Origin of the sequence: Pseudomonas sp. V98_8, assembly GCF_029967975.1 — a bacterium.
GTDB classification, from domain to species: domain Bacteria; phylum Pseudomonadota; class Gammaproteobacteria; order Pseudomonadales; family Pseudomonadaceae; genus Aquipseudomonas; species Aquipseudomonas umsongensis.
The window spans coordinates 75996-97625 of sequence record NZ_JASCAE010000049.1 but is presented as its reverse complement, the minus strand read 5'-3'; the positions used below and the strand labels follow the sequence as shown (position 1 = coordinate 97625).

Below are 21630 nucleotides of genomic sequence, written 5' to 3'. Positions count from 1 at the left end.
GGCGGTGTATCAGTCGGCACTTGGATTGACTGATACACCGCCTTCGCGAGCAAGCCCGCTCCCACATATGATTAGCGTCGTGTGCGAGAGTTGTGACCGACACGGGCTTGCCTCTCATTGAGCTATCATTGCGTTTTTCCCATTCAAAGATTGACTGCCATGACTGCCGTAACAGATACCTTGCTCAACGCCCTCGAACATTGCGGGATGGTGGAAATCGATGGGCTGCACGCCTTCGAATTCGCCCTCGATGTCGACGACAACCTGCACATCGAATGCATGGACGGTCGAGCGGCCAGGCACTGGGAATTCACCCCGGCACAGGTCCAGGACGCCACCTTCGATACCACCCTGCAAAGCTGGCTGATCAAGGGCAAAGACGGCGAACACCGTCTGGTATGCCTCGGCGACGTCATCAGCGGCGACAACGACGACGATGATGATCAACAGGATGCGTAACGTCTGGCCACTGCTGATCGCCGGCAGCATCGGCGCCATGGGCGTCCAGGTGGCATCCGCCGATAACTATCAATTGCTCGTGGGTTCCTACACCGCCGGGCAAAGCCAGGGTATCTATCGCCTGAACTTTGACAGTGCGACCGGGCAGATCGACGCCAGGCCGCTGCAAGTGATCAAGAGCGAAAACCCGTCCTGGCTGACCCTGTCCAGGGATCAGCAGCGCGTGTTCGTGGTCAACGAGAATGGCCCGGGCCAGACCGATCCGGTCGGGCGGGTCAGCAGTTATGCCATCGACCCCAAGACCCAGGCACTGACCCTGATCAATCAGGTACAGAGCCTGGGCAACGAGCCAACGCATTCGAGCCTGAGCCTTGAAGCGAGCCACTTGTTTGTCAGTAACTACTCGGTGGCTGAAGATCCGGGCGGCACCTTGGCGGTGTTGCCGGTGGCGGCGGACGGCTCGTTGAAACCGGTGGTGCAGATGAGCAGCCATCCGGCCAGCCGGGTCAACCCCGAGCGGCAGATGTCAGCGCACGTACACGCGACGATACCGTCGCCAGACGGCCAATACGTGTTTTCCAACGACCTGGGGGCGGACAAGGTCTTTGCCTACCGCTTCGACCCAAAGGCCAATCCTGACTTGCCGTTGACCCCGGCAACACCGTCGTTCGTGCAGCTGCCGCCCGGTAGCGGGCCGCGCCATCTGCTGTTCAGTGCCGATGGCAAGCACGCCTGGCTGACCATGGAAATGAGCGCGCAAGTGGCGGTGTTCGATTACCGCGACGGCAAGCTTGAGCAAACCCAGTTGGTCGATCTGGCTGCCGGCCAGCCCGTTTCGGACAGGGCCGCTGCGGCCTTGCACGCATCCAGGGACGGCAAGTTCTTGTATGTCAGCAACCGTGGCACGGCCAACCAGTTGCTGGTGTTCGCCATCGACCCGGCGACCGGGCATCTCAAGGAACTGCAAAGGCGCCCGGTGGAGGGTGATCATCCACGGGAGTTCAGCCTCGATCCGACCGGCAAATTCGTGCTGATCGCCAATCAGAAAAGTAACCAGATTGTCGTCGTCGAGCGCGATGCCATCACCGGCTTGCTGGGTAAAACCGTGCAAAAACTGCCGATGGATGCACCCAGTGACCTGAAATTCATGGTGCGTCAATAGGCCGCAGGCCCCGGTTGATGGGGCCTGCATCCTTCTATCAATGAGGGTGATAACTGTAAGTGTCACAAAGCATTTCAAGCTGATAACCCTCGAGGGTTAATTTTGCTTCACGGCCCCACCGGGCATGCAAGCCAACTGACTTCGAGGAATATCCGCATGAACTTCAATCTCTTCTCCGTAATTGCCGCCTCCGCCATTTCCGCCACCGTGGCCCTGCCAGCCAGCGCCAACGTTGAAATCAGCGACAAGAAAACCCACGCCCAGAGCTATACCCAGAAATACCTGCAACAGAGCGCCAACTTCTACGCCGCCCTGGATCACAAAGCCCAGCACTGAAAGACCTTCCCTGCAGCCTTTTATGCAGGAGCGACGTCACTTGCCGATCGAAGCCCAGGCAGCGAAAGGCGTTGAAGTGATGTCGCTCCTGCATAACGCGTTTGCGACAATGTCATTTAGCCACCGATGTAATGCTTGATATCAGGTGGCCATATCTCTAAATTTGACGCTGATTTTTTGACTCCTCCTTCTCAAGAAAAGGATTGCCAAAATGACGATGCGTCTTGCCGTGGTGCTGTTGTTCCTTTATTCGACCCCGATCCTTTCCGCTGCCGACCCGATTCCCGGCGAACCCGACGCTGCCCGCGAGCGCATGATCAGTTTTATCGAAGACTGAGATAGTCTGGCTCAATGATCAACGAAGTTGATATTTGCTATAAACAGGACTCGTTGGTTACCGCTGCTTTTTTGATTGATTCTGTGGGCTCTGAAACATGTCCACGGAGTTCATCATGGCCAGCACGATCATCACCTCTGCCAAACACGGCGCCTACGTGGCAATCGGTCTTTACCTGGTCATGGTACTGGTCGTCAGTCTTTCGCCTCAGTCGCGGCAGACCGTCGAACCGCCGATTCATGTCGCACACCCTGGCATCCAGTTTGAACATCGCGCACAACAGGCGATGGTCGATCCGGCCGAACTGGCGGGAGTGGGCGGAGCATGAACCGGTGCAAACTTCTGCTGATCGCCTTCCTGGCATTCATAACCAATGGCTTTTCCCTGCTGGGGATCGGGAATGGGTCAATAGGCGGGGTGGCACGGGCCATCGAGGCCAACCACAACATCGCGCGCAACATCGAGATCGCCAAGGCCATGGGGATGCTCGCGGGCAACCCGCCACACGAGCCCGATAGCGGGTTTTTCGGGCCGTTCCAGGTGGATTGCTCGGTGATTGGCATGTGCGAGGTATTGGCCTGAAACGCCACCCCCTGTAGGAGCGAGCACGCTCGCGATAAACCCCGAGGGCGCCGCGGGGGTATCAGTCACCCCGCGTAATCGTTGACGACCATCGCGAGCATGCTCGCTCCTACAAGGATCGGTTATTTCGCCATCACCGATGTAAACAACTCCGACGCCAGAAACCGCTGCAACCAGTCCTGCAGCCGTCGATAGGGCGTTTGCGCGAACCACTCGCGATCGACATGGGCGAATTGCCGTATGAAGGGCATCAGCGCGACGTCGGCCAGGGTTGGGTGGTTGACCAGCAAATAATCGCGGCCTTCCAGCAACTCATCCAGCCTACGCAGGAACACCTCGCCCTCGGCGCGGTAAAAAGCCATCGGCTGTTGCGGATAGCGCTCGGCGTATTTGTAGCGGTTCAGATGCACCTTGAAGACCTGGTCGTTCTCCTCGATCAACGCCGCGATGGCGCGCTGCCCTTGCGGATCATCCTTGAGCAGCCAATCCTGCGGATCATGCTGTGCCAAGGCCCATTGCATTATTTCCAGGCTTTCATCGATAACCAGGCCGTCCACGTTCAGCACCGGAACCGTACCTTTGCTCGACAGTGCGAGCATCTCGGCGGGTTTGGCCTTAAGGCTGACTTCGACAATGTCCACGGCCACTTCGCTGTAGCGCAGTGCCATGCGTGCCCGCATGGCGTAAGGGCAGCGGCGGAACGAGTAGAGGGTGTTCATTTCACCTCCAGGGTGCTCAAGCCATTGCCTTGGCGGCGGACCTGGATCTGCACCGGGATCCGCTCGTGCATTTCCTGCACATGGGAAATCACCGCGACCTTGCGCCCCTGGGCCTGCAGGCCGTCGAGGGCGTCCATGGCCAATTGCAGGGACTCCGGATCGAGGCTGCCGAAACCTTCGTCGATGAACAGCGATTCGATCTTCAGCGTGCTCGAGGCCATCGATGCCAGGCCCAACGCCAGGGCCAGCGACACCAGGAAGGTCTCGCCGCCAGACAATGAATGCACCGAGCGCAGTTCGTCGCCCATCTCGGTGTCCATCACCAGCAAGCCCAGCATGCTCCCGCCGCGCTTGAGGCGGTAGCGCCGCACCAGTTGGCGCAATTGCACGTTGGCGTGGTGCACCAGCAGGTCGAGGTTGTAGGCCTGGGCGATCTTGCGGAAGGTGTCGCCGGTGGCCGAACCGATCAGCGCGTTCAAGCGAGCCCAGCGCTGGTACTCGGTGTACGCGTCGGCGATCTGTTGCGCCAGGGCCTGATTGGCGTTCTGCCGGCGTTGATCCTCGGCCTGTTCGGCACGCAGCTCGGCGCAGCGTTGTTCGCTGACGTTGAACTGGTTCTGCAACTCGGTGAGCGCGTTGGCGAGTTGCTCGTCATCCAGGTCGCCGATGTGCTGCGCCTTGTGATCGAGCAAACGCTTGTCGCGTTCCTGGAGCAGGACGTTGGCCTGTTCGATGGCTTTTTCGCTGAGTTGCAAGCGTTGGCGTAGTTCGCTCACATGGGCATCGTCGACCTGAAGCAGGTCTTCAAGGCCACCGTCATCCAGTTCTGGATGACGGGCGCGCCATTCGGCGATTTTGCCGCTCAGTTCGCGGTTTTCGCTTTCCAGTGTGTGCAAACGCTCTTGCTGCGCCTTGAGTTCGGCCGCGATTCGCACCCGTTGGGTGAGCAGGTTTTGCAGTTCCGTGGCTGTGCCGGATTCGGCGTTGCGCGCCTGTTCAATGTCTTGCTCAAGCTGCTGCTGCCACTGCTCGGCGCTGCCGTGCGAGCCGAGCAATTGTCCAAGTGCCTGCTGGCTGGCCTGTTGTTGTGCGGCCAGCGCATGGAACTGCTGCTCGGCGATTTGCAATTGCTGCACGCGGGTCTGCTGCCGATCCTGTTCCTTCTCCAGCTGTTGCTGACGCTGTTGCTGTTCGGCCAGCTCGTCCTTTTGCTGATCGAGTTGCGTCAGGCGCTCGGCGATCTGCCGATCAAGCTGCATGAAGGTCACGGCGGGCTCAGTACGAAGTGCTTGCAGGGTATCGGCTGGCAGCAGGCTGGCGAATGCGCTGAGTTCTTCGTCCAAGCGTTGACGATCATTGCCCAGTTCACGCCGTTGATTGTCCAGGTGCTGGGCGGCGCTCTGATGCGCGGTTTCCGCGTGGCGCAATTGCTGGGTCAGACGCGCAGCATCCTGTTGCAAGGTGAGCAGGGCGGTTTGCCGTTGTTCGTCCTGGGTGATGCTCTGGTTCAACTGACTGTTTTGCTGGCTGAGCCAGGCGCCGCGTTTGTCGTCATCCTGATCGAGCAGTGTGGTGGCCAACGGATGCGCTTGAAGGCTTGGTGCTAGAGCTTGTTGCTGGGTCGCCAGTTGATCCTGCTGTTGCAGCAGTTCTTTTTGCTGGGCGATCAGTCCACCCACTTCCGCCCGCAGTTCGGTCAGCTTTTCCTTTAGCTGGTCTACGGCTTTTTGCGCGGTGGCCTGTTCGCTTTCATCATGGCGGCCCAAGCTTTGCAGCAAGGCTTCGGGTTGATGATAAGGATGTTCCTGGCTGCCGCAGACCGGGCATGGCTGGTCATCTTGCAGCTGTGCGCGCAGTTCCTCGACGCTGGCGCTGCGGGCCAGGCGCTGGCGTTCCAGCAGGTCGCGAGTGACCGTCAGGGTTTGCTCGGCGACGGCAAGTTCAGCCTTGGCCTTTACCCCGTCCTGGGTCAGGCGCTCACGTTCCTGTTGCGCGGCGACCTGGCGTTGTTGCAACTCGGCGCCGCGCTTGTCCAGGTCCTGTTGGCTGTCCCACAGCCGGGTCAGATCTTCGATGGCACGCAGTTGCTTGCGGTTGTCCTGCAACAGGCTGCCAAGGATACCGATCTGCTCGGCGACGGCATCCGGCTCGGCGCCAGCCTCTTTGAACAGCACCTCCAGTTGCTGTTTCTGCGCTGCGAAGGCTTGTGCGGTGCGCTCGGCATTGTGCTCGAGGTTCGCCAGTTCCGCCTGGCCCTTGTTCAGTCGATTGCCGATCAACATCAGCTGTTGCAGGCGATCACGGTAGGCATTCCAGGCATCGCTCAACGGCGCCAGATGAGCGCTTTGGGCCAGCTCGGCCGCCATGCGTTGCAAGTGTTCGGTCGCCCGGGCCAGTTGCTCATGCAAGGTTTGAATCGCGTTCTGGCCCTGGGTGCAGGCCTGTTCGGCGGCTTGCCTGGCTTCGGCGCTTAGGGTCGCGTCCTTGGCCAGGCGGGCGAGGGTGCTTTGTTCCTCGAAAGCCTGGCGCAACAGCGGCGCGCATTCGGTTTGTCGTTGCTGCGCCTCGCCCAGGGCGATCCGCGTTGCACCCAGTTGCTGTTCCAGTAGCGCCTGACGCTCGCTGAGTTCGCCATGTTGCCGGGTATGCTGGGCAATCTGCTCTGCCAGGGGCGTGAGTAGCGAATCGACCTCGGCCTTGCGCGCGAACTGGTGCCGCTGCGGGGCCAGCTGTTCGAGGCGTGTCAGCTTCAAGCGCTCGCCAGCCAGGCTTTCCCAGGTGTGTCGGGCACTGTGCAGTTGTTCGGCAGCGGCCAGTTGCGCGTCATGCAAACGGCGCAGTTCTTTGAGCCAGGCGTCTTGCAGCTCGAGCTGCTTGAGCTGCGCCTGCTGCAATTTCAGTTGCTGTTGCGCGGCATGGAAGCGCTCATCGAGCTCGGCGCGCGCTTCTGGCGCCAGCGGCGTGACACCGCTGGCCTGATCCTGCAGCAGCTTGTGCGCTTCGCGGGCTTCCTTGGTCTTGTCGAACGCTCGACGGCCCAAGCGAGTGTAGAGCGCGGTGTCGGTGAGTTTTTCCAGCAGTTCGCTGCGGTCGTTGTCATCGGCCTTGAGGAAGGCACTGAATTCGCTCTGTGCCAGCAGCACGGCCCGGGTGAACTGCTCGAAGTTCAGGCCCAGCGCGGCTTCAAGCTGGGTCTTGTACTCACCTTTCTGGCTGGCCAGCAGTTGATCCTGATCGAGGTCGCGCAGGCTCTGGCGACTGGCTTGCAGCTTGCCGCCAGCCTTTTCCCTGGCGCGATTGGCTTCCCAGCGCGCGCGATAACGCCGGCCGTCGACGCCGACAAAATCCACTTCGGCATAGCCTTCGCCGGTGCCGCGACGCAGCAGGGTGCGTGGGTCACCGGTGCCGATTTCGCCATCGGCGTCCGGCACCTTGGCGTCGCGCCCGGTGTTGTTCAGGCGCGGCACGGCACCGAAAAGCGCCAGGCACAGCGCGTCGAGCAGGGTGCTCTTGCCCGCGCCGGTCGGGCCGGTAATGGCGAACAGTCCGGCACTGGCCAGGGGCTCGGCGGTGAAGTCGATTTCAAACGGACCGGCCAGTGAGGCGAGGTTCTTCAGGCGGATGGCGAGGATCTTCATGGCTGTTCATCCTCCATCTGCACGTCTTGCAGCAGCTCGGCAAAGTCCTTGAGGGTTTGCTCATCGACCTCGCTGCCGTAGTTGTCCTGCCAGGCGCGGCTGAACAGTTCCTGGGGCGTGAGCTGGTCCAGCTCAATCAACCCGGCGCCGTTATCGGCGCCTTCGCGGCTGCCGTTGCCCGCGTATTCGGCGGCGATGCGTACCAGGCGCACGGCTTTGCCCTGCAGGGCGCTTTCCACTTGATGACGCAAATCCGGTTGCGGCTCGTCCAGGCGCACTCGCACTTCCAGCCAGGGTTGGCGCTGGTAGTCGGCCAACAGGTCGATGATGGGCAGGTCGGCCAGTTGCACCAGGATGTCCGCCAGGGGCGCAGGGCCGATACGTTGCAGATTGACGGCACGGGGGATCAGTTTCGGTTCGACGCTGACCAGGCTTTCGCCATCGAGTGTGATGTCGAGAATCTGGTGCTGGTAGCCGATCTCCGAGAACGACAGGGGTATCGGCGAGCCGCTGTAGCGAATGCGCGCCTCGCCATTGACCTTCTGTGGCTTGTGCAAATGCCCCAGGGCGACGTAACTGATGGTCGGCCCGAACAGGCTGGCGGGCAGGGCTTCGGCGTTGCCGATGATCAGGCTGCGCTCGGAATCCTCCGACACCGAACCGCCGGCCATGTGCGCATGGCTGATGGCGATCAGCGCTTGACCGGGCTGGCGCTTGGCATTGGCCGCTTCGATCAGCCATTCATGAACCTGGCCGATACCGCGCAGGTAGTCATCGCCCAGATGCGCGCCCGTCACTTCGGCTGGGCGCAGGAACGGCAGCGCCAGGCACCAGGCGACAATTTCACCTCGGGCATCGGGCAGTGGCAGCAACAGGCGTTCGGCATCCAGATGCCCGTCATCCAGCCACAGCACACGCCCCAGGGCGTGGGTGCGCAATCGGCGCATCAAGGGCGCGGGCAGTTCGATCCGCGAACCGGAATCGTGGTTGCCGGCGATCATCACGATGGTCAGCAACGGTTGCTGCTCATGGGCGCTGACGATGAAGTCGTAAAGACGTTCCTGGGCTTTGACCGGCGGGTTGACCGTGTCGAAGATATCGCCTGCGATCAGCAGCACATCCGGCTGATCCAGCTTGAGCTGACGCAGCAGCCAGTCGAGAAAACAGCCGTGCTCGAAATCGCGATCCTGGCCGTGCAGATTCTGCCCGAGGTGCCAGTCGGAGGTGTGGAACAGACGCAAGGCGAACTCCGTAGGAAAAAAGATGATGGCCGCGGGGAAAATGACAACGGCGAAAGGGGGAGAGTTTACTGGCAAACGGGGTGGGTGTGGCCAGACACTGTGCGTAGACCTGTAGGAGCCGGCTTGCTGGCGATAGCGGTGGGTCAATGGACTTCGATGGTGCCTGACATACCGCTATCGCCAGCAAGCCGGCTCCTACAGAGGGGTGTTACTTGGGATACAGCGGTGGCAACCCGCTGTCGGCGACCGGATCCTGAACCCGTTCTGCGATCGGGATCGTACGGATGGCCCGCCACAGGTCTTCCCCTTGCCAGTGCTGGCCGGTTTCGCTGTAGAGCGCGCCGTTCAGGCCGTCGAGGGCATCGGACAGCGGGACGAAGCGGGCGGCCATGTCGGCCAGGGTTTCCGGTTGCTGACGGGCCCAGGCGTCGAGTGCCTGGCGGGTGGCGTGGGGGTCGTTGGCCTGGCAGGCACGCTTGAGGTCGTCGAGCACGGTGCGTGGGCTCGGGCCGGTTTGCGCCGCACGCTGGATGGCCGGTTGCGAGCGCGCACGCCACCAGAGGCCAAAGCCCAACAGGGTGGTGCAGGCCAGGATCAGGCTGCTGAGTTTCCAGCGCCAGAGGGATTCGCTGATGGCACTGCTGTCGAGTGCCGAGGTCCCGGCCGGGGTGTCGACCAGCAAACTTGGATTGGCGGCCACCTGCAGGGTCCGGGCGGGCAGGCTGCTGTGCTCCAGATGGTCTTCGAAGGTGTTCCACCAGACCACTTCGACCGAAGGCAACTCTATGGCGCCGCTGCGCGAAGGCACCAGTGCTTCGCGGTCTTCGCGGCTGCCGACCAGGCCTCGCTCGCTGTTCTGGTTGCCCAGCACCGGTTGATCGGGATAGCGCCGCAAGCCACTGGCCTCGGTGCCGGGCAGTGGCGGCAGTTGCGAGCTGCCCAGGCCTTCGGCCTTGACCGTGAGGCTGCGGGTGAGCGAGTCACCGACCTGAACGCGATCCGGTTCCGGGTTCCAGCTTTCGCTGAGCGTCAGGCTGCGAGCCGGCAACCAGGGCAGGTCGGCGGGGTAGGTGACGGGTTTCGCCTTGACCGTCAACAGCAGTTGGCCGGAACTGACGCGCATCAATTTGCCGGATTTCGGCGCCTGGGCGCTGGCGTCCTGGACGGGTTGCGCGTCCACCAGCGCGGCATTGAATATCTGCGCCGGAATGATCAGCTCGCCGCTGTGTTGCGGGTAGATCGCGTAGCGCATCTCGATGACGCCGTGGCGTATGCCGTTGATGTCTTTCTCGTAGGTGCGCGACTCGCCCAACTGCTCGATGCGGGCATCAGGAATTTGCAAGGGCGGCAGGCTGCTGTCGTCGTACAGAGACACCGAATGGTAGATGCGCAAGGTCAGGATGGCCTGGGCCTGCACATACACGCTGGTTTGATCGAGGCTGGCGTCGATGAACACCGGCGCCTGTTTGTCCGGGTTCGCCTGTGGGTCGCTCTCGATCACTTGCACGGTGATCGGCTGGCTCTGCACGTCGCCCAGCTTGAGCGCGGGGATCACCACGGTGCCATTTTGCAAGGGCAGCAGGGTGATGATCCAGCGGGTGGTGGCCTGGTTGTCGCCATTGAGCGTATTCAGCTGGTTGACCTGGCGGGTGCCACGGACTTCGAACAGTGGCTCAAGTGAGGTCAGGTCGGGCTTGCCAAACTGGGTCACGTCGTTGGATTCCAGGGTCAGTTCGACCGTCTCGCCGGAATTCAGTCGAGCCCGGTCGACACTGGCAACCAGCTCGGCTGCCTGGGTCTGCACGACGCAGAGTAGCAAGGCGGGCAGCGGCACAAGCATGAAGGCGGTGAAGCGGGTCATCGAGTTTTTCCCTGATCCTGATGTTGTTGCTGTTCGTACCAGAATTTGCGCCGGAGCAATTCTCCCGGATCGTCCGGGATTTGCCTGAGCCATTGCTCCAGTGCCTGCTGCTGCTCGCCGTCGATGCTGTCGCTGGCCGGGCGCATGGGCGCAACGGTGTGCTGTTCGTCTCCCAGTTCGCTTCCCGGGACCTCATTGGTGCCAGGGCGCGGGGGCGTGGTGGCGGAGGGCTCGGAGGTTGCCTGCGTTTGTTCGCCAGCCGTTTCGGGCTCACCGGCTTTCGACGGTTGCGCAGCGTCACTGGGTGGTGCTTGCTGCTCGACATCGCTGGTTGCTTCATCGCCGGCTTTGTCGGGGGGTGGCGTTGCGGCCTTCTGCTTGAGCAGACTCTCCACCAAGGCCTTGTTGGTCAGCGCCGGACGCAGGTCTGGTTGGCGTTCAAGGGCTTGCTCGTAAGCATCCAGTGCCGCTTCCAGCTCGCCACTCCTGGCCAGGGCGTTGCCACGATTGTAGTGGGCATGGGCGTCGTTGCCTTCGGCGAACCGCTGGGCGGCGCCACTGTAGTCGCCGGCTTCGTAGAGGGCAACGCCTTGCCACTGGTGATCTTCGAAGTGCCGGGCAGCCTCGGCCGGGCGTTTCTGCTTGAGCAAGTGCTGGCCTTGCTGGTCGGGGCGCAACCACAGGTCCTGAAAGTCGAAGGCATAGCCCGGTTGCGGCAGCATCAGCAACAGCGGCAGGCAGAGCAACCAGCCGCGACGACCGGCGCAGGCCGCCAGCAACAGCAGTGGCAAGAGCAGCCAGTAGCCCTGGTCGGCCCAGGTATCGAGACGCAGGGTCTGGCCGTCGTTGCGCAGGTTGCGCGGACCGTCGAGCAGGCCGAGGGCGCGCAGGTCAGCGTCGCTCAGGCGTGCGTGGCGGTAGTGTCCGTCCAGGTCATTGAGGAAGGCTTTCAAGCCGGGTTCATCCAGGCGCGACACGAGAATCGCCCCCTGTTCATCCTTGAGGAAACTGCCATCTTCCTGGGTAATGGGCGCGCCTTCGGCGGTACCGATGCCGAGCATCAGCAATTGCGTCGATTTGCCGCTCAAGGCGCGACTGATACCCAGGCGTTCCTGTTCATTCAGGCTGGTGCCGATCAACAGGATCCGGCCGTCGCCCAGCGCTGCCTGTTCCAACAGTGCCAGGGCCTTGAGCACCGCCAGGTCGGCACGGTGTCCGGCTTCGGGCATCAACGACGGCTTGAGCGCATCGAGCAGGTTGCGGCTGGTGGACAGGTCGTCCGACAGCGGCACCAGGGTGTGGGCGCTGCCGGCGAAGACGACGATCGCCGTCTGTGCATCGTTGCGGCTCTGCAGCAGGTCGAAGAGTTTGCGCCGGGCTTGTTCCAGGCGGTTCGGCTGAACGTCGGTGGCGAGCATCTGTGGGGTCAGCTCAAGGATCACCACCAGCGGATCGGCGGGTTTCTGGCTGATCTGCTCGACGCGGGCAAAGCTTGGTCCGAGCAATGCGAGGACAGCGATCAACCACGCAACGCCCAACGCAACCCACGGCAGTTTGCTTTCGCGCCCGCTACCGCCACTGAGCAACGCCGCATGGAACGCCGGTGGCAGGATCATCTGCCAGCGCCCGGCGCGCTTCTGCCGATGCCACAGTTGCCAGAGCAACCAGCCAAGCAGCGGCAGCAACAGCAGCCACCACGGGCGGAACCAGTACGGCCAGAGAGCGCTCATCGGCGCCTCCGCAGGCGCAGCCGATTGAGGCGCTGGCGCCAGTCAGGCAATTGCGTTTGCAAGAACAAATCCTTGGTAAACAGTCGTTGCAGCGGGTTGTCCGGCCACAGCACTCGAGCCACCAGCAGCATGCTCAGCAACAACGCCAGTGCCAGTGGCCAGTGATACAACGCTTGGGCCGGGCGGGCCTGGGTCGGTTGCTGGGTCACAGGCTCGAGTTGGTCGAGGGTGGCCTTGATCGCTTGCAATTGCTTGCCATCTTGAGCGCGGAAGTACTGGCCGCCGGTGGCATCGGCGATCGCTTTCAAGGTGGGTTCGTCAAGATCCAGGCTCGGATTGATCCCCAGGAAACCCGGTGTACCGCTTTGTTCCGGGTCGGCGCCGATGCCGATCGGGTAGATCTTCACACCTTCCCTGGCCGCCAGGCGCGCGGCGGTGAGCGGGTCGATTTCGCCACCGTTGTTGGCGCCATCGGTCACCAGGATCAGCACGCGACTTTGCGCCGGGCGTTGCCGCAGGCGCTTGACGGCCAGACCGATGGCGTCGCCGATGGCGGTATTCTTGCCAGCGATGCCGATGCGCGCTTCGTCGAGCCAGACGCGCACGGTATGCCGGTCAAATGTCAGCGGCGCCTGCACGTACGCCCGGCTGCCGAACAGAATCAGGCCGACCCGGTCGCCGTCGCGACTTTCGAGAAAATCGCCAAGCAAATGCTGGACCAGCGAGAGGCGGCTGACCTCATCGCCCTGCCACTGCATATCGGGAAAGTCCATCGAACCGGACACATCCACCGCCACCAGCAGATCGCGTCCACTGGCGGCAATCGGTAGCGGTTCGCCGAGCCATTGCGGGCGCGCAGCGGCGCTCAGCAACAGCAACCAGAGCAGCAGGAACGGTGCCTGTTGGCGCCAGGCAGGCAGGTTGGCGCGGGCCCGGCGGCGGGCGAGGCCTTCGAGGTCGCTGAGGAAGCTGACCTTGAGCGCCGGCTCGCCACTGTCGGCTACCGGCAACAGCACCCGCATCAGCCAGGGCAGCGGCAGCAGGGCGAAGATCCATGGCCAGGCGAACTCAAACATGTTTGCGAATCCAGGTGTCGACTGCCTGGGTCAAGCCGGCGATGGCCTTGTCGTCGAGCTTGCATTCGGGCTTGTAGGCGCCTTCGACCAGCACCATCCAACGGGTCAGGCCGGCAGCGGGGCAGCGGTTATCGAGAAAAGCCAGCCATTTGCGGCCATTGAGGGTGTGGCTCTGGCTGTAGGGATAATGGTTGCGGCACAGGCGCTTGAGCAGGCCATTGAGCTGTTGCAGCCAGGCACCGGCGGGCGCGCCGTCGTAAGGCTTGGGCATGCGCGCCAGTTCCGCCAGTGCGGCCACGCGCACCGGGTCCAGGGGTTGTTCGACGGGCGCGACCGGCGGCTTGCCTGGCAACAGGTGCCGCAGTTTCCACAGGCCAAAGCCGATGGCCGGCAGCAACGGCAGCAGCAACCACCAGCCCGGGGCCGGTGGCCAGAAGTCCACGGGGGGCGGGAAAATCAGTGGCTGCAGTTGCTCGAGACCGTTCATCGACCTTTTCCCGGTTTCTGTGGGTTGAGGTACTCACGCAATTGCTCGACCATTTCACTTTGCGTGCTCAACGGCATCAGCAACACCCGTAGCTTCTGCGCCAGCAACTCCCAGCGGGCGATGCGGTCTTCGGCCTGGGCGCGGTAGGTCTGGCGCAGTTCGAAGTTGAGCGTGTCGAGTTCCAGTTGTGCGCCGCGCTCGGCGAAGCGCAACAACCCGGCGGCGGGCAGCGCATGGTCAAGCGGATCGGATACTGGCAGCAGCAACAGGTCGCAATGGCGCGACAGCAGGCTCAGCTGCTGTTCGGCGTTGCCGGACAAGGCACGCTCATCGCAGATCACAATCACCAGGCTGCCGGGGCGCAATACTTCGCGCGCACGGCGCAAGGCAATGCCAAAAGCATCGCGATCAGGCTCGCTTTCAGTGTGTAGCGACTGATTGACCCGTACCAGGCGGTTGAGCAACTGCAGCAGGCTCTGTTTGCTGCGCCTTGGCTTGATTTCGTAATGCTCGTTGTCGCCGAACACCAGGCCGCCGACCCGGTCGTTATGCCCCAGCGCGGCCCAGCCAATCAGGCTCGCGGCCTGGGCGGCCAGCACCGACTTGAACATCAGCCCCGAGCCGAAGAACAAGCGCCGACTTTGCTCGACCATGATGAAGATCGGCCGCTCGCGTTCTTCGTGAAACAGCTTGGTGTGGGGTTCCTGGGTGCGCGCCGTCACGCGCCAGTCGATGGTGCGTACGTCGTCGCCGGCCTGGTAAACCCGCACCTGATCGAAATCCACGCCGCGGCCCCGCAGCTTGGAGTGATGCAGGCCGATCAGCGGGCTGCGCTGGCTCGGCGTGGAGAACAGCTGCACTTCGCGCACGCGGTGGCGCATCTCGATCAGCTCGGCGAGCGTGACGCGGATGCCCGGCTGGGGCGGCAGGAGGGCGTTCATCGGACTCAAGCGACAGCAACGACGTCGAGAATGCGCTGGACCACCCGATCCTGGTCGATCCCGGCAGCCTCGGCTTCAAAGGACAGGATGATGCGGTGGCGCAGCACATCGAACAACACCGCCTGAATGTCTTCCGGGCTGACAAAGTCGCGCCCGGCCAGCCAGGCGTGCGCCCGGGCACAGCGGTCCAGGGCGATCGAGCCGCGAGGACTGGCGCCGTAGGCAATCCACTCGGCCATTTCCGGGTCGAACTTGCCCGGGGTGCGGGTGGCCATGACCAGTTGCACCAGGTATTCCTCCACGGCATCGGCCATGTACAGGCCGAGAATTTCCTTGCGCGCGGCGAAGATCGCCTGCTGGCTGACCCTGCGTTCAGGCTTGGTTTCGCCATTGAGGGCTTCGCCGCGGGCCTGCTGCAGGATTCGTCGTTCGACGGCGGCATCGGGAAAGCCGATTTTCACGTGCATCAGGAAACGATCGAGCTGGGCTTCCGGCAGCGGGTAGGTGCCTTCCTGCTCGATGGGGTTTTGCGTGGCCATCACCAGGAACAGCGGCGACAACTCATAGGTACTGCGTCCGACGCTGACCTGGCGCTCGGCCATGGCTTCGAGCAAGGCCGATTGAACCTTGGCCGGGGCGCGGTTGATTTCGTCCGCCAGCACCAGGTTATGGAAAATCGGGCCTTGCTGGAACACGAAGCTGCCGGTTTCAGGACGGTAGATCTCGGTGCCGGTGATGTCGGCTGGCAACAGGTCGGGAGTGAACTGGATGCGATGGAACTGCGCTTCGATGCCTTCCGCCAATTCCTTGATGGCCTTGGTCTTGGCCAGGCCGGGAGCGCCCTCGACCAGCATGTGGCCGTCGGCAAGCAGGGCGATGAGCAAGCGCTCGATGAGTTTTTCCTGGCCGAGAATCTGCGTTGAAAGAAAGGTTCGCAGCGCGAGCAGCGCTTCACGATGTTCCATCGATGACTGTTCCTGGAAAGGGTGACCGAAGACGTTCATATAACGCCAGGGCTGGGGGCGTTACTTTAATCCATCGCGGGGGGCGGCGACTAACGGCATTTTGCGCAAAGAGTGGGAAATGACTGGCAAAACTGCTGGAAGTTCGTGGGGCATGCCGATTGGTGCCGCTCTTGCGGACGCCTTCGCGGGCAAGCCCGCTCCCACAGTATCTGCGTTAAGCATGCGGTTTGCGCAACTCCCCAGAACCCTCTGGGAGCGGGCTTGCCCGCGAAGGCGTCCGCACAATCGCTGAAATATCAGAGCTGGCTAATGTAAGTGCCAGTACCCTTGAGGATGTTCTGCAAAGTTTCTTCCACTTCAGCAAGGTCCACCATGTCCGGGTTGAAGGTGATCTCCAGCACATCATCCCCATTCAACGCATCGGCATCCGCGGCAGCGATTTCGATCTTAAGCAGCGTAGGACTGAGGGTGACTTTCACGCCGTCGAGGGTCGAAGGCTCACCATCGAGGGTGATTTCCAGCTCGTCCTCATCCGGGTAACGGCTCATCAGGAACATTTCGCCCTTGTCGCTGTGGCAGCAGAGCATGGCCATGTTGTCTTCCTCGTCATCGCACGGGTTGACGATCAAGAGGGCGGTGGTCATTTTCATGGGTATTTCCTGGCTCGACGAGCGTTGTGAAGGCGATTAGGCGGTAATTCTGCCAGCCCCCGCGAATTTCTGCTTGTTCGAGTGTCAGAGTCTGTTAGGGGCGAGCAAGGTGTTCCCGGTCATTTCTGGTACGCAAGTCCCGTAAAACCGTCATTTTCCCGTACGACTGCTAGTGTTGTTCGATGCGCACGCCAAGAGCAGCGTACCGTTGACCGAATATGTCGCAGCATCGCAAGCATGGGCCTTGCCGCACTCGTTAAGCTGCGCAACGGATGAGCACCCGTAAAGGCATTGCGTTGCCCGCAGCCCAGTCGCTTTTGCAGATGCCCATTCACGGAGGTGAATGTGACCCGAGTGTCTCGTTTAGCTTCACCCACCTGTCACCTGTGTTTCCTCTGCCCGAGAATCAGGAACAGGGTGACGGGTAGCCCCGAACAGGGGTTTTGCAAGAGACGCTTCCATCAATAACAAGCCCAAGCGGAGTACCACAGATGGCGTTCTTCACCGCAGCCAGCAAAGCCGACTTCCAGCACCAACTGCAAGCGGCACTGGCGCAGCACATCAGTGAACAGGCACTGCCACAAGTGGCGCTGTTCGCTGAACAATTCTTCGGCATCATTTCCCTGGATGAACTGACCCAACGTCGGTTGTCTGACCTCGCTGGCTGTACTCTTTCTGCGTGGCGCCTGCTTGAGCGCTTCGATCACGCGCAACCGCAAGTGCGCGTCTACAACCCCGATTACGAACGTCACGGCTGGCAGTCGACCCACACCGCGGTCGAAGTGCTGCACCATGACCTGCCGTTCCTGGTGGATTCGGTGCGTACCGAGCTGAACCGCCGCGGCTACAGCATCCACACCCTGCAAACCACCGTGCTGAGCGTGCGTCGTGGCAGCAAGGGCGAGCTGCTGGAAATCCTGCCCAAAGGCACCCAGGGCGACGACGTGTTGCACGAGTCGCTGATGTACCTGGAAATCGACCGGTGCGCCAATCCGGCCGAACTGAACGTGCTGAGCAAAGAGCTGGAGCAGGTGCTGGCAGAAGTGCGTGTCGCGGTCGGCGATTTCGAACCGATGAAAGCCAAGGTCCAGGAAATACTCACCAACCTGGACAACAGCCAGTTCGCCGTCGATGCCGACGAAAAGAGCGAAATCAAGAGTTTCCTGGAGTGGCTGGTGGGCAACCACTTTACCTTCCTCGGCTACGAAGAGTTCGTGGTCAGCGATGAAGCCGATGGCGGCCACATCGTCTATGACAAGGACTCCTTCCTCGGCCTGACCAAACTGCTGCGCGCCGGCCTGAGCTACGATGACCTGCGCATCGAAGACTACGCCGTGAAATACCTGCGCGAACCGACGCTGCTGTCGTTCGCCAAGGCCGCACATCCAAGCCGTGTACACCGTCCGGCTTACCCGGACTACGTGTCGATCCGTGAAATCGACGCCAACGGCAAGGTCATCAAGGAATGCCGTTTCATGGGCCTGTACACCTCCTCGGTGTATGGCGAGAGCGTGCGGGTCATCCCGTACATCCGCCGCAAGGTCGCGGAAATCGAACGCCGTTCGGGTTTCCAGGCCAAGGCTCACCTGGGCAAGGAACTGGCGCAGGTGCTCGAAGTCCTGCCACGCGACGACCTGTTCCAGACCCCGGTGGACGAGCTGTTCAGCACCGTGATGTCGATCGTGCAGATCCAGGAACGCAACAAGATCCGCGTATTCCTGCGCAAGGACCCGTACGGCCGCTTCTGCTACTGCCTGGCCTACGTGCCGCGTGATATCTACTCCACCGAAGTGCGGCAGAAGATCCAGCAAGTGCTGATGGATCGCCTCAAGGCCTCGGATTGCGAGTTCTGGACCTTCTTCTCCGAGTCCGTGCTGGCCCGCGTCCAGTTGATCCTGCGCGTCGACCCGAAAAACCGCATCGACATCGACCCGCAGCAACTGGAAAACGAAGTGATCCAGGCGTGCCGCAGCTGGCAGGACGATTACTCGGCCCTGACCGTCGAAACTTTTGGCGAAGCCCATGGCACCAACGTGCTGGCCGACTTCCCGAAAGGCTTCCCGGCCGGTTACCGCGAGCGATTCGCCGCTCATTCGGCTGTGGTCGACATGCAGCACCTGCTGAACCTCAGCGAAAAAAATCCGCTGGTGATGAGCTTCTACCAGCCACTGGGCCAAGTGGGCCAGCGTGAGCTGCACTGCAAGCTGTATCACGCCGATACGCCGCTGGCGCTGTCCGACGTGTTGCCGATCCTGGAAAACCTCGGCCTGCGCGTGCTGGGTGAGTTCCCGTACCACCTGCGTCACAACAACGGCCGCGAGTTCTGGATCCACGACTTCGCCTTCACCGCAGCCGAAGGCCTGGACCTGGACATCCAGCAACTCAACGACACCCTGCAGGACGCGTTCGTCCACATCGTGCGCGGCGATGCCGAGAACGATGCGTTCAACCGCCTGGTACTGACCGCCGGCCTGCCGTGGCGTGACGTGGCGCTGCTGCGTGCCTACGCCCGTTACCTGAAGCAGATTCGCCTGGGCTTCGACCTGGGCTACATCGCCAGCACCCTGAACAACCACACCGACATCGCTCGCGAATTGACCCGGTTGTTCAAGACCCGCTTCTACCTGGCGCGCAAGCTCAGCAGCGACGATCTGGAGCAGCGCCTGGAACACGCGATCCTCACCGCGCTGGACGACGTCCAGGTGTTGAACGAAGACCGTATCCTGCGTCGCTACCTGGACCTGATCAAGGCCACCCTGCGCACCAACTTCTACCAGACCGACGCCAACGGCCATAACAAGCCGTACTTCAGCTTCAAGTTCAACCCGCACTTGATTCCTGAGCTGCCCAAGCCGGTGCCGAAGTTCGAAATCTTCGTTTATTCGCCGCGCGTCGAAGGCGTGCACCTGCGCTTCGGCAACGTGGCCCGTGGCGGCCTGCGCTGGTCTGACCGTGAAGAAGACTTCCGTACCGAAGTCCTGGGCCTGGTAAAAGCCCAGCAAGTGAAGAACTCGGTCATCGTGCCAGTCGGTGCGAAGGGCGGCTTCCTGCCGCGGCGCCTGCCACTGGGCGGCAGCCGTGACGAGATCGCGGCCGAGGGCATCGCCTGCTACCGGATCTTCATTTCCGGCCTGTTGGACATCACCGACAACCTGAAGGACGGCGCCTTGGTGCCACCGGCCAACGTCGTGCGCCATGACGACGATGACCCGTACCTGGTGGTGGCCGCGGACAAGGGCACCGCGACGTTCTCCGACATCGCCAACGGCATCGCCATCGACTACGGCTTCTGGCTGGGTGACGCGTTTGCGTCCGGTGGTTCGGCCGGTTACGACCACAAGAAAATGGGCATCACCGCCAAGGGCGCGTGGGTGGGCGTACAACGCCACTTCCGCGAGCGCGGCATCAATGTCCAGGAAGACAGCATCACCGTGGTTGGCGTCGGCGACATGGCCGGTGACGTGTTCGGTAACGGCTTGTTGATGTCTGACAAGCTGCAACTGGTTGCGGCATTCAACCACCTGCACATCTTCATCGACCCGAACCCGAACCCGGCGACCAGCTTCGCCGAGCGTCAGCGCCTGTTCGACCTGCCACGTTCGGCCTGGTCTGACTACGACACCAGCATCATGTCCGAAGGTGGCGGCATCTTCTCCCGTAGCGCGAAGAGCATCGCGATTTCCCCGCAGATGCAGGAACGCTTCGACATCCAGGCCGACAAGCTGACCCCGACCGAGCTGCTGAACGCCTTGCTCAAGGCGCCGGTGGACCTGTTGTGGAACGGCGGTATCGGTACGTACGTCAAGGCCAGCAGCGAAAGCCACGCCGATGTCGGCGACAAGGCCAACGATGCATTGCGCGTGAACGGCAACGAACTGCGCTGCAAAGTGGTGGGCGAGGGCGGTAACCTCGGCATGACCCAACTGGGTCGCGTGGAGTTCGGCCTCAACGGCGGCGGCTCCAACACCGACTTCATCGACAACGCCGGTGGCGTGGACTGCTCCGACCACGAAGTGAACATCAAGATCCTGCTGAACGAAGTGGTTCAGGCCGGCGACATGACCGACAAGCAGCGCAACCAGCTGCTGGCGAGCATGACCGACGAAGTCGGTGGCCTGGTGCTGGGCAACAACTACAAGCAGACCCAGGCGCTGTCCCTGGCGGCCCGTCGTGCCTTGCCACGGATTGCCGAATACAAGCGCCTGATGAACGATCTGGAAGGTCGCGGCAAGCTGGACCGCGCCATCGAATTCCTGCCGTCTGAAGACCAGATCAACGAGCGTGTCGCGGCGGGCCATGGCCTGACCCGTGCCGAGCTGTCGGTGCTGATCTCCTACAGCAAGATCGACCTCAAGGAGCAGCTGCTGGGCTCCCTGGTGCCGGATGACGACTACCTGACCCGCGACATGGAAACCGCTTTCCCGCCGACCCTGGTGAGCAAGTTCTCCGAAGCCATGCGCCGTCACCGTCTGAAACGCGAGATCGTCAGCACCCAGATCGCCAACGATCTGGTCAACCACATGGGCATCACCTTCGTGCAACGACTCAAGGAGTCGACCGGCATGAGCCCGGCGAACGTGGCCGGTGCCTATGTGATCGTGCGTGACATTTTCCATCTCCCCCACTGGTTCCGTCAGATCGAAGCCCTGGATTACCAGGTGTCCGCCGACGTACAGCTGGAGCTGATGGACGAGCTGATGCGCCTGGGCCGTCGCGCCACGCGCTGGTTCCTGCGCGCCCGTCGCAACGAGCAGAACGCTGCCCGTGACGTCGCGCACTTCGGTCCGCACCTCAAGGAGCTGGGTCTCAAGCTCGACGAACTGCTCAGCGGCGAGATCCGCGAGAACTGGCAGTCGCGTTATCAGGCGTACGTCGCAGCCGGTGTCCCGGAGTTGCTGGCGCGCATGGTGGCTGGCACTTCGCACCTGTACACCCTGCTGCCGATCATCGAGGCCTCCGACGTGACCGGCCAGAACCCTGCGGACGTGGCCAAGGCCTACTTCGCCGTGGGCAGTGCACTGGACATCACCTGGTACCTGCAACAGATCAGCGCCTTGCCGGTGGAAAACAACTGGCAGGCCCTGGCCCGTGAAGCGTTCCGCGATGACGTCGACTGGCAGCAACGCGCTATCACCATCTCGGTCCTGCAACAGGGCGACGGCACCCAGGACGTGGAAACACGGCTGTCCCTGTGGATGTCGCAGCACGAAAGCATGATCGAACGCTGGCGCGCGATGCTGGTGGAAATCCGTGCCGCCAGCGGTACGGACTACGCCATGTACGCGGTGGCCAACCGTGAGCTGCTGGACCTGGCTCTGAGCGGGCAAGCGGTAGTGCCTGTCACTGCGGCTGTCAGCGCCGAGCTGGAACCGGCGGCCTGATCAGGCGTTGAATGAAAAAGCCCCGCATTGAGAGATGCGGGGCTTTTTTATGTCTGAGGGTTTTT

Annotated in this window: 17 protein-coding genes; 7 read left to right on the top strand and 10 right to left on the bottom strand. The window is 62.1% G+C overall.

Features of this window, described 5'->3' with window-relative positions:
* Positions 1-159: 159 nt before the first annotated feature.
* From QLG10_RS16510 to QLG10_RS16485, 6 genes are all read left to right on the top strand, one after another.
* Positions 160-459 (top strand): DUF5629 family protein, encoded by a 300-nt coding sequence (locus QLG10_RS16510; protein WP_188264772.1) that lies wholly within the window; start codon positions 160-162, stop codon positions 457-459.
* On the top strand, positions 452-1621 hold the full coding sequence (locus QLG10_RS16505; protein WP_282487694.1) for a lactonase family protein: 1170 nt from the start codon (positions 452-454) through the stop codon (positions 1619-1621). Before QLG10_RS16510 ends, QLG10_RS16505 begins: the two co-directional genes overlap by 8 nt.
* Positions 1622-1777: 156 nt before the next feature.
* Positions 1778-1957, top strand: a complete 180-nt coding sequence (locus QLG10_RS16500; protein WP_008066314.1) for a hypothetical protein — start codon at positions 1778-1780, stop codon at positions 1955-1957.
* A 211-nt stretch (positions 1958-2168) separates the two neighbouring features.
* Positions 2169-2294, top strand: coding sequence for a hypothetical protein (locus QLG10_RS16495; RefSeq protein WP_020799317.1), 126 nt, complete (start codon positions 2169-2171; stop codon positions 2292-2294).
* 115 nt (positions 2295-2409) lie between these two features.
* Positions 2410-2622, top strand: a complete 213-nt coding sequence (locus tag QLG10_RS16490; RefSeq protein WP_110752258.1) for a hypothetical protein — start codon at positions 2410-2412, stop codon at positions 2620-2622.
* Positions 2619-2876 carry a hypothetical protein gene (locus tag QLG10_RS16485; protein ID WP_188264770.1) on the top strand — a complete coding sequence of 86 codons (258 nt, stop codon included), beginning with the start codon at positions 2619-2621 and terminating at the stop codon, positions 2874-2876. The genes QLG10_RS16490 and QLG10_RS16485 overlap by 4 nt, the downstream gene beginning before the upstream one ends.
* Before the next feature lie 122 nt (positions 2877-2998).
* Here the strand turns inward: QLG10_RS16485 and QLG10_RS16480 are convergent, their stop codons facing one another.
* The 10 genes from QLG10_RS16480 to QLG10_RS16435 form a co-directional block, all read right to left on the bottom strand.
* Positions 2999-3595, bottom strand: a complete 597-nt coding sequence (locus QLG10_RS16480; protein WP_110752150.1) for a glutathione S-transferase — start codon at positions 3593-3595, stop codon at positions 2999-3001.
* On the bottom strand, positions 3592-7233 hold the full coding sequence (locus tag QLG10_RS16475) for an AAA family ATPase (RefSeq protein WP_282487693.1): 3642 nt from the start codon (positions 7231-7233) through the stop codon (positions 3592-3594). The genes QLG10_RS16480 and QLG10_RS16475 overlap by 4 nt, the downstream gene beginning before the upstream one ends.
* Positions 7230-8474, bottom strand: coding sequence for an exonuclease SbcCD subunit D C-terminal domain-containing protein (locus QLG10_RS16470; RefSeq protein WP_282487692.1), 1245 nt, complete (start codon positions 8472-8474; stop codon positions 7230-7232). Before QLG10_RS16470 ends, QLG10_RS16475 begins: the two co-directional genes overlap by 4 nt.
* A 208-nt stretch (positions 8475-8682) precedes the next feature.
* The gene (locus QLG10_RS16465; RefSeq protein ID WP_282487691.1) at positions 8683-10335 is read right to left on the bottom strand and encodes a BatD family protein; all 1653 of its coding nucleotides are present in this window, start codon (positions 10333-10335) and stop codon (positions 8683-8685) included.
* Positions 10332-12065, bottom strand: a complete 1734-nt coding sequence (locus QLG10_RS16460) for a VWA domain-containing protein (RefSeq protein ID WP_110752158.1) — start codon at positions 12063-12065, stop codon at positions 10332-10334. The genes QLG10_RS16465 and QLG10_RS16460 overlap by 4 nt, the downstream gene beginning before the upstream one ends.
* Positions 12062-13141, bottom strand: coding sequence for a VWA domain-containing protein (locus tag QLG10_RS16455; protein ID WP_110752160.1), 1080 nt, complete (start codon positions 13139-13141; stop codon positions 12062-12064). The genes QLG10_RS16460 and QLG10_RS16455 overlap by 4 nt, the downstream gene beginning before the upstream one ends.
* Positions 13134-13628, bottom strand: a complete 495-nt coding sequence (locus tag QLG10_RS16450) for a DUF4381 domain-containing protein (protein WP_282487690.1) — start codon at positions 13626-13628, stop codon at positions 13134-13136. Before QLG10_RS16450 ends, QLG10_RS16455 begins: the two co-directional genes overlap by 8 nt.
* Complete coding sequence (locus QLG10_RS16445; protein WP_282487689.1) at positions 13625-14569, bottom strand: DUF58 domain-containing protein; 945 nt, start codon at positions 14567-14569, stop codon at positions 13625-13627. Before QLG10_RS16445 ends, QLG10_RS16450 begins: the two co-directional genes overlap by 4 nt.
* A 5-nt stretch (positions 14570-14574) precedes the next feature.
* Entirely contained in the window at positions 14575-15534 is a 960-nt protein-coding gene (locus QLG10_RS16440; RefSeq protein ID WP_020800601.1) for a MoxR family ATPase, read from the bottom strand.
* A gap of 296 nt (positions 15535-15830) precedes the next feature.
* On the bottom strand, positions 15831-16184 hold the full coding sequence (locus QLG10_RS16435; RefSeq protein ID WP_282487688.1) for a hypothetical protein: 354 nt from the start codon (positions 16182-16184) through the stop codon (positions 15831-15833).
* Positions 16185-16675: 491 nt separating this feature from the next.
* Here QLG10_RS16435 and QLG10_RS16430 point away from each other — a divergent pair, with 491 nt between their 5' ends.
* Entirely contained in the window at positions 16676-21565 is a 4890-nt protein-coding gene (locus tag QLG10_RS16430; protein WP_282487687.1) for an NAD-glutamate dehydrogenase, read from the top strand.
* Positions 21566-21630: the final 65 nt, after the last annotated feature.

Excerpts from the sequence above, each read along its gene's own strand:
- QLG10_RS16510 (WP_188264772.1), top strand. The coding sequence starts at position 160 with ATGACTGCCGTAACAGATACCTTGCTCAACGCCCTCGAACATTGCGGG.
- QLG10_RS16505 (WP_282487694.1), top strand. The coding sequence starts at position 452 with ATGCGTAACGTCTGGCCACTGCTGATCGCCGGCAGCATCGGCGCCATG.
- QLG10_RS16500 (WP_008066314.1), top strand. The coding sequence starts at position 1,778 with ATGAACTTCAATCTCTTCTCCGTAATTGCCGCCTCCGCCATTTCCGCC.
- QLG10_RS16495 (WP_020799317.1), top strand. The coding sequence starts at position 2,169 with ATGACGATGCGTCTTGCCGTGGTGCTGTTGTTCCTTTATTCGACCCCG.
- QLG10_RS16490 (WP_110752258.1), top strand. The coding sequence starts at position 2,410 with ATGGCCAGCACGATCATCACCTCTGCCAAACACGGCGCCTACGTGGCA.
- QLG10_RS16485 (WP_188264770.1), top strand. The coding sequence starts at position 2,619 with ATGAACCGGTGCAAACTTCTGCTGATCGCCTTCCTGGCATTCATAACC.
- QLG10_RS16480 (WP_110752150.1), bottom strand. The coding sequence starts at position 3,595 with ATGAACACCCTCTACTCGTTCCGCCGCTGCCCTTACGCCATGCGGGCA.
- QLG10_RS16475 (WP_282487693.1), bottom strand. The coding sequence starts at position 7,233 with ATGAAGATCCTCGCCATCCGCCTGAAGAACCTCGCCTCACTGGCCGGT.
- QLG10_RS16465 (WP_282487691.1), bottom strand. The coding sequence starts at position 10,335 with ATGACCCGCTTCACCGCCTTCATGCTTGTGCCGCTGCCCGCCTTGCTA.
- QLG10_RS16460 (WP_110752158.1), bottom strand. The coding sequence starts at position 12,065 with ATGAGCGCTCTCTGGCCGTACTGGTTCCGCCCGTGGTGGCTGCTGTTG.
- QLG10_RS16455 (WP_110752160.1), bottom strand. The coding sequence starts at position 13,141 with ATGTTTGAGTTCGCCTGGCCATGGATCTTCGCCCTGCTGCCGCTGCCC.
- QLG10_RS16450 (WP_282487690.1), bottom strand. The coding sequence starts at position 13,628 with ATGAACGGTCTCGAGCAACTGCAGCCACTGATTTTCCCGCCCCCCGTG.
- QLG10_RS16445 (WP_282487689.1), bottom strand. The coding sequence starts at position 14,569 with ATGAACGCCCTCCTGCCGCCCCAGCCGGGCATCCGCGTCACGCTCGCC.
- QLG10_RS16440 (WP_020800601.1), bottom strand. The coding sequence starts at position 15,534 with ATGGAACATCGTGAAGCGCTGCTCGCGCTGCGAACCTTTCTTTCAACG.
- QLG10_RS16435 (WP_282487688.1), bottom strand. The coding sequence starts at position 16,184 with ATGAAAATGACCACCGCCCTCTTGATCGTCAACCCGTGCGATGACGAG.
- QLG10_RS16430 (WP_282487687.1), top strand. The coding sequence starts at position 16,676 with ATGGCGTTCTTCACCGCAGCCAGCAAAGCCGACTTCCAGCACCAACTG.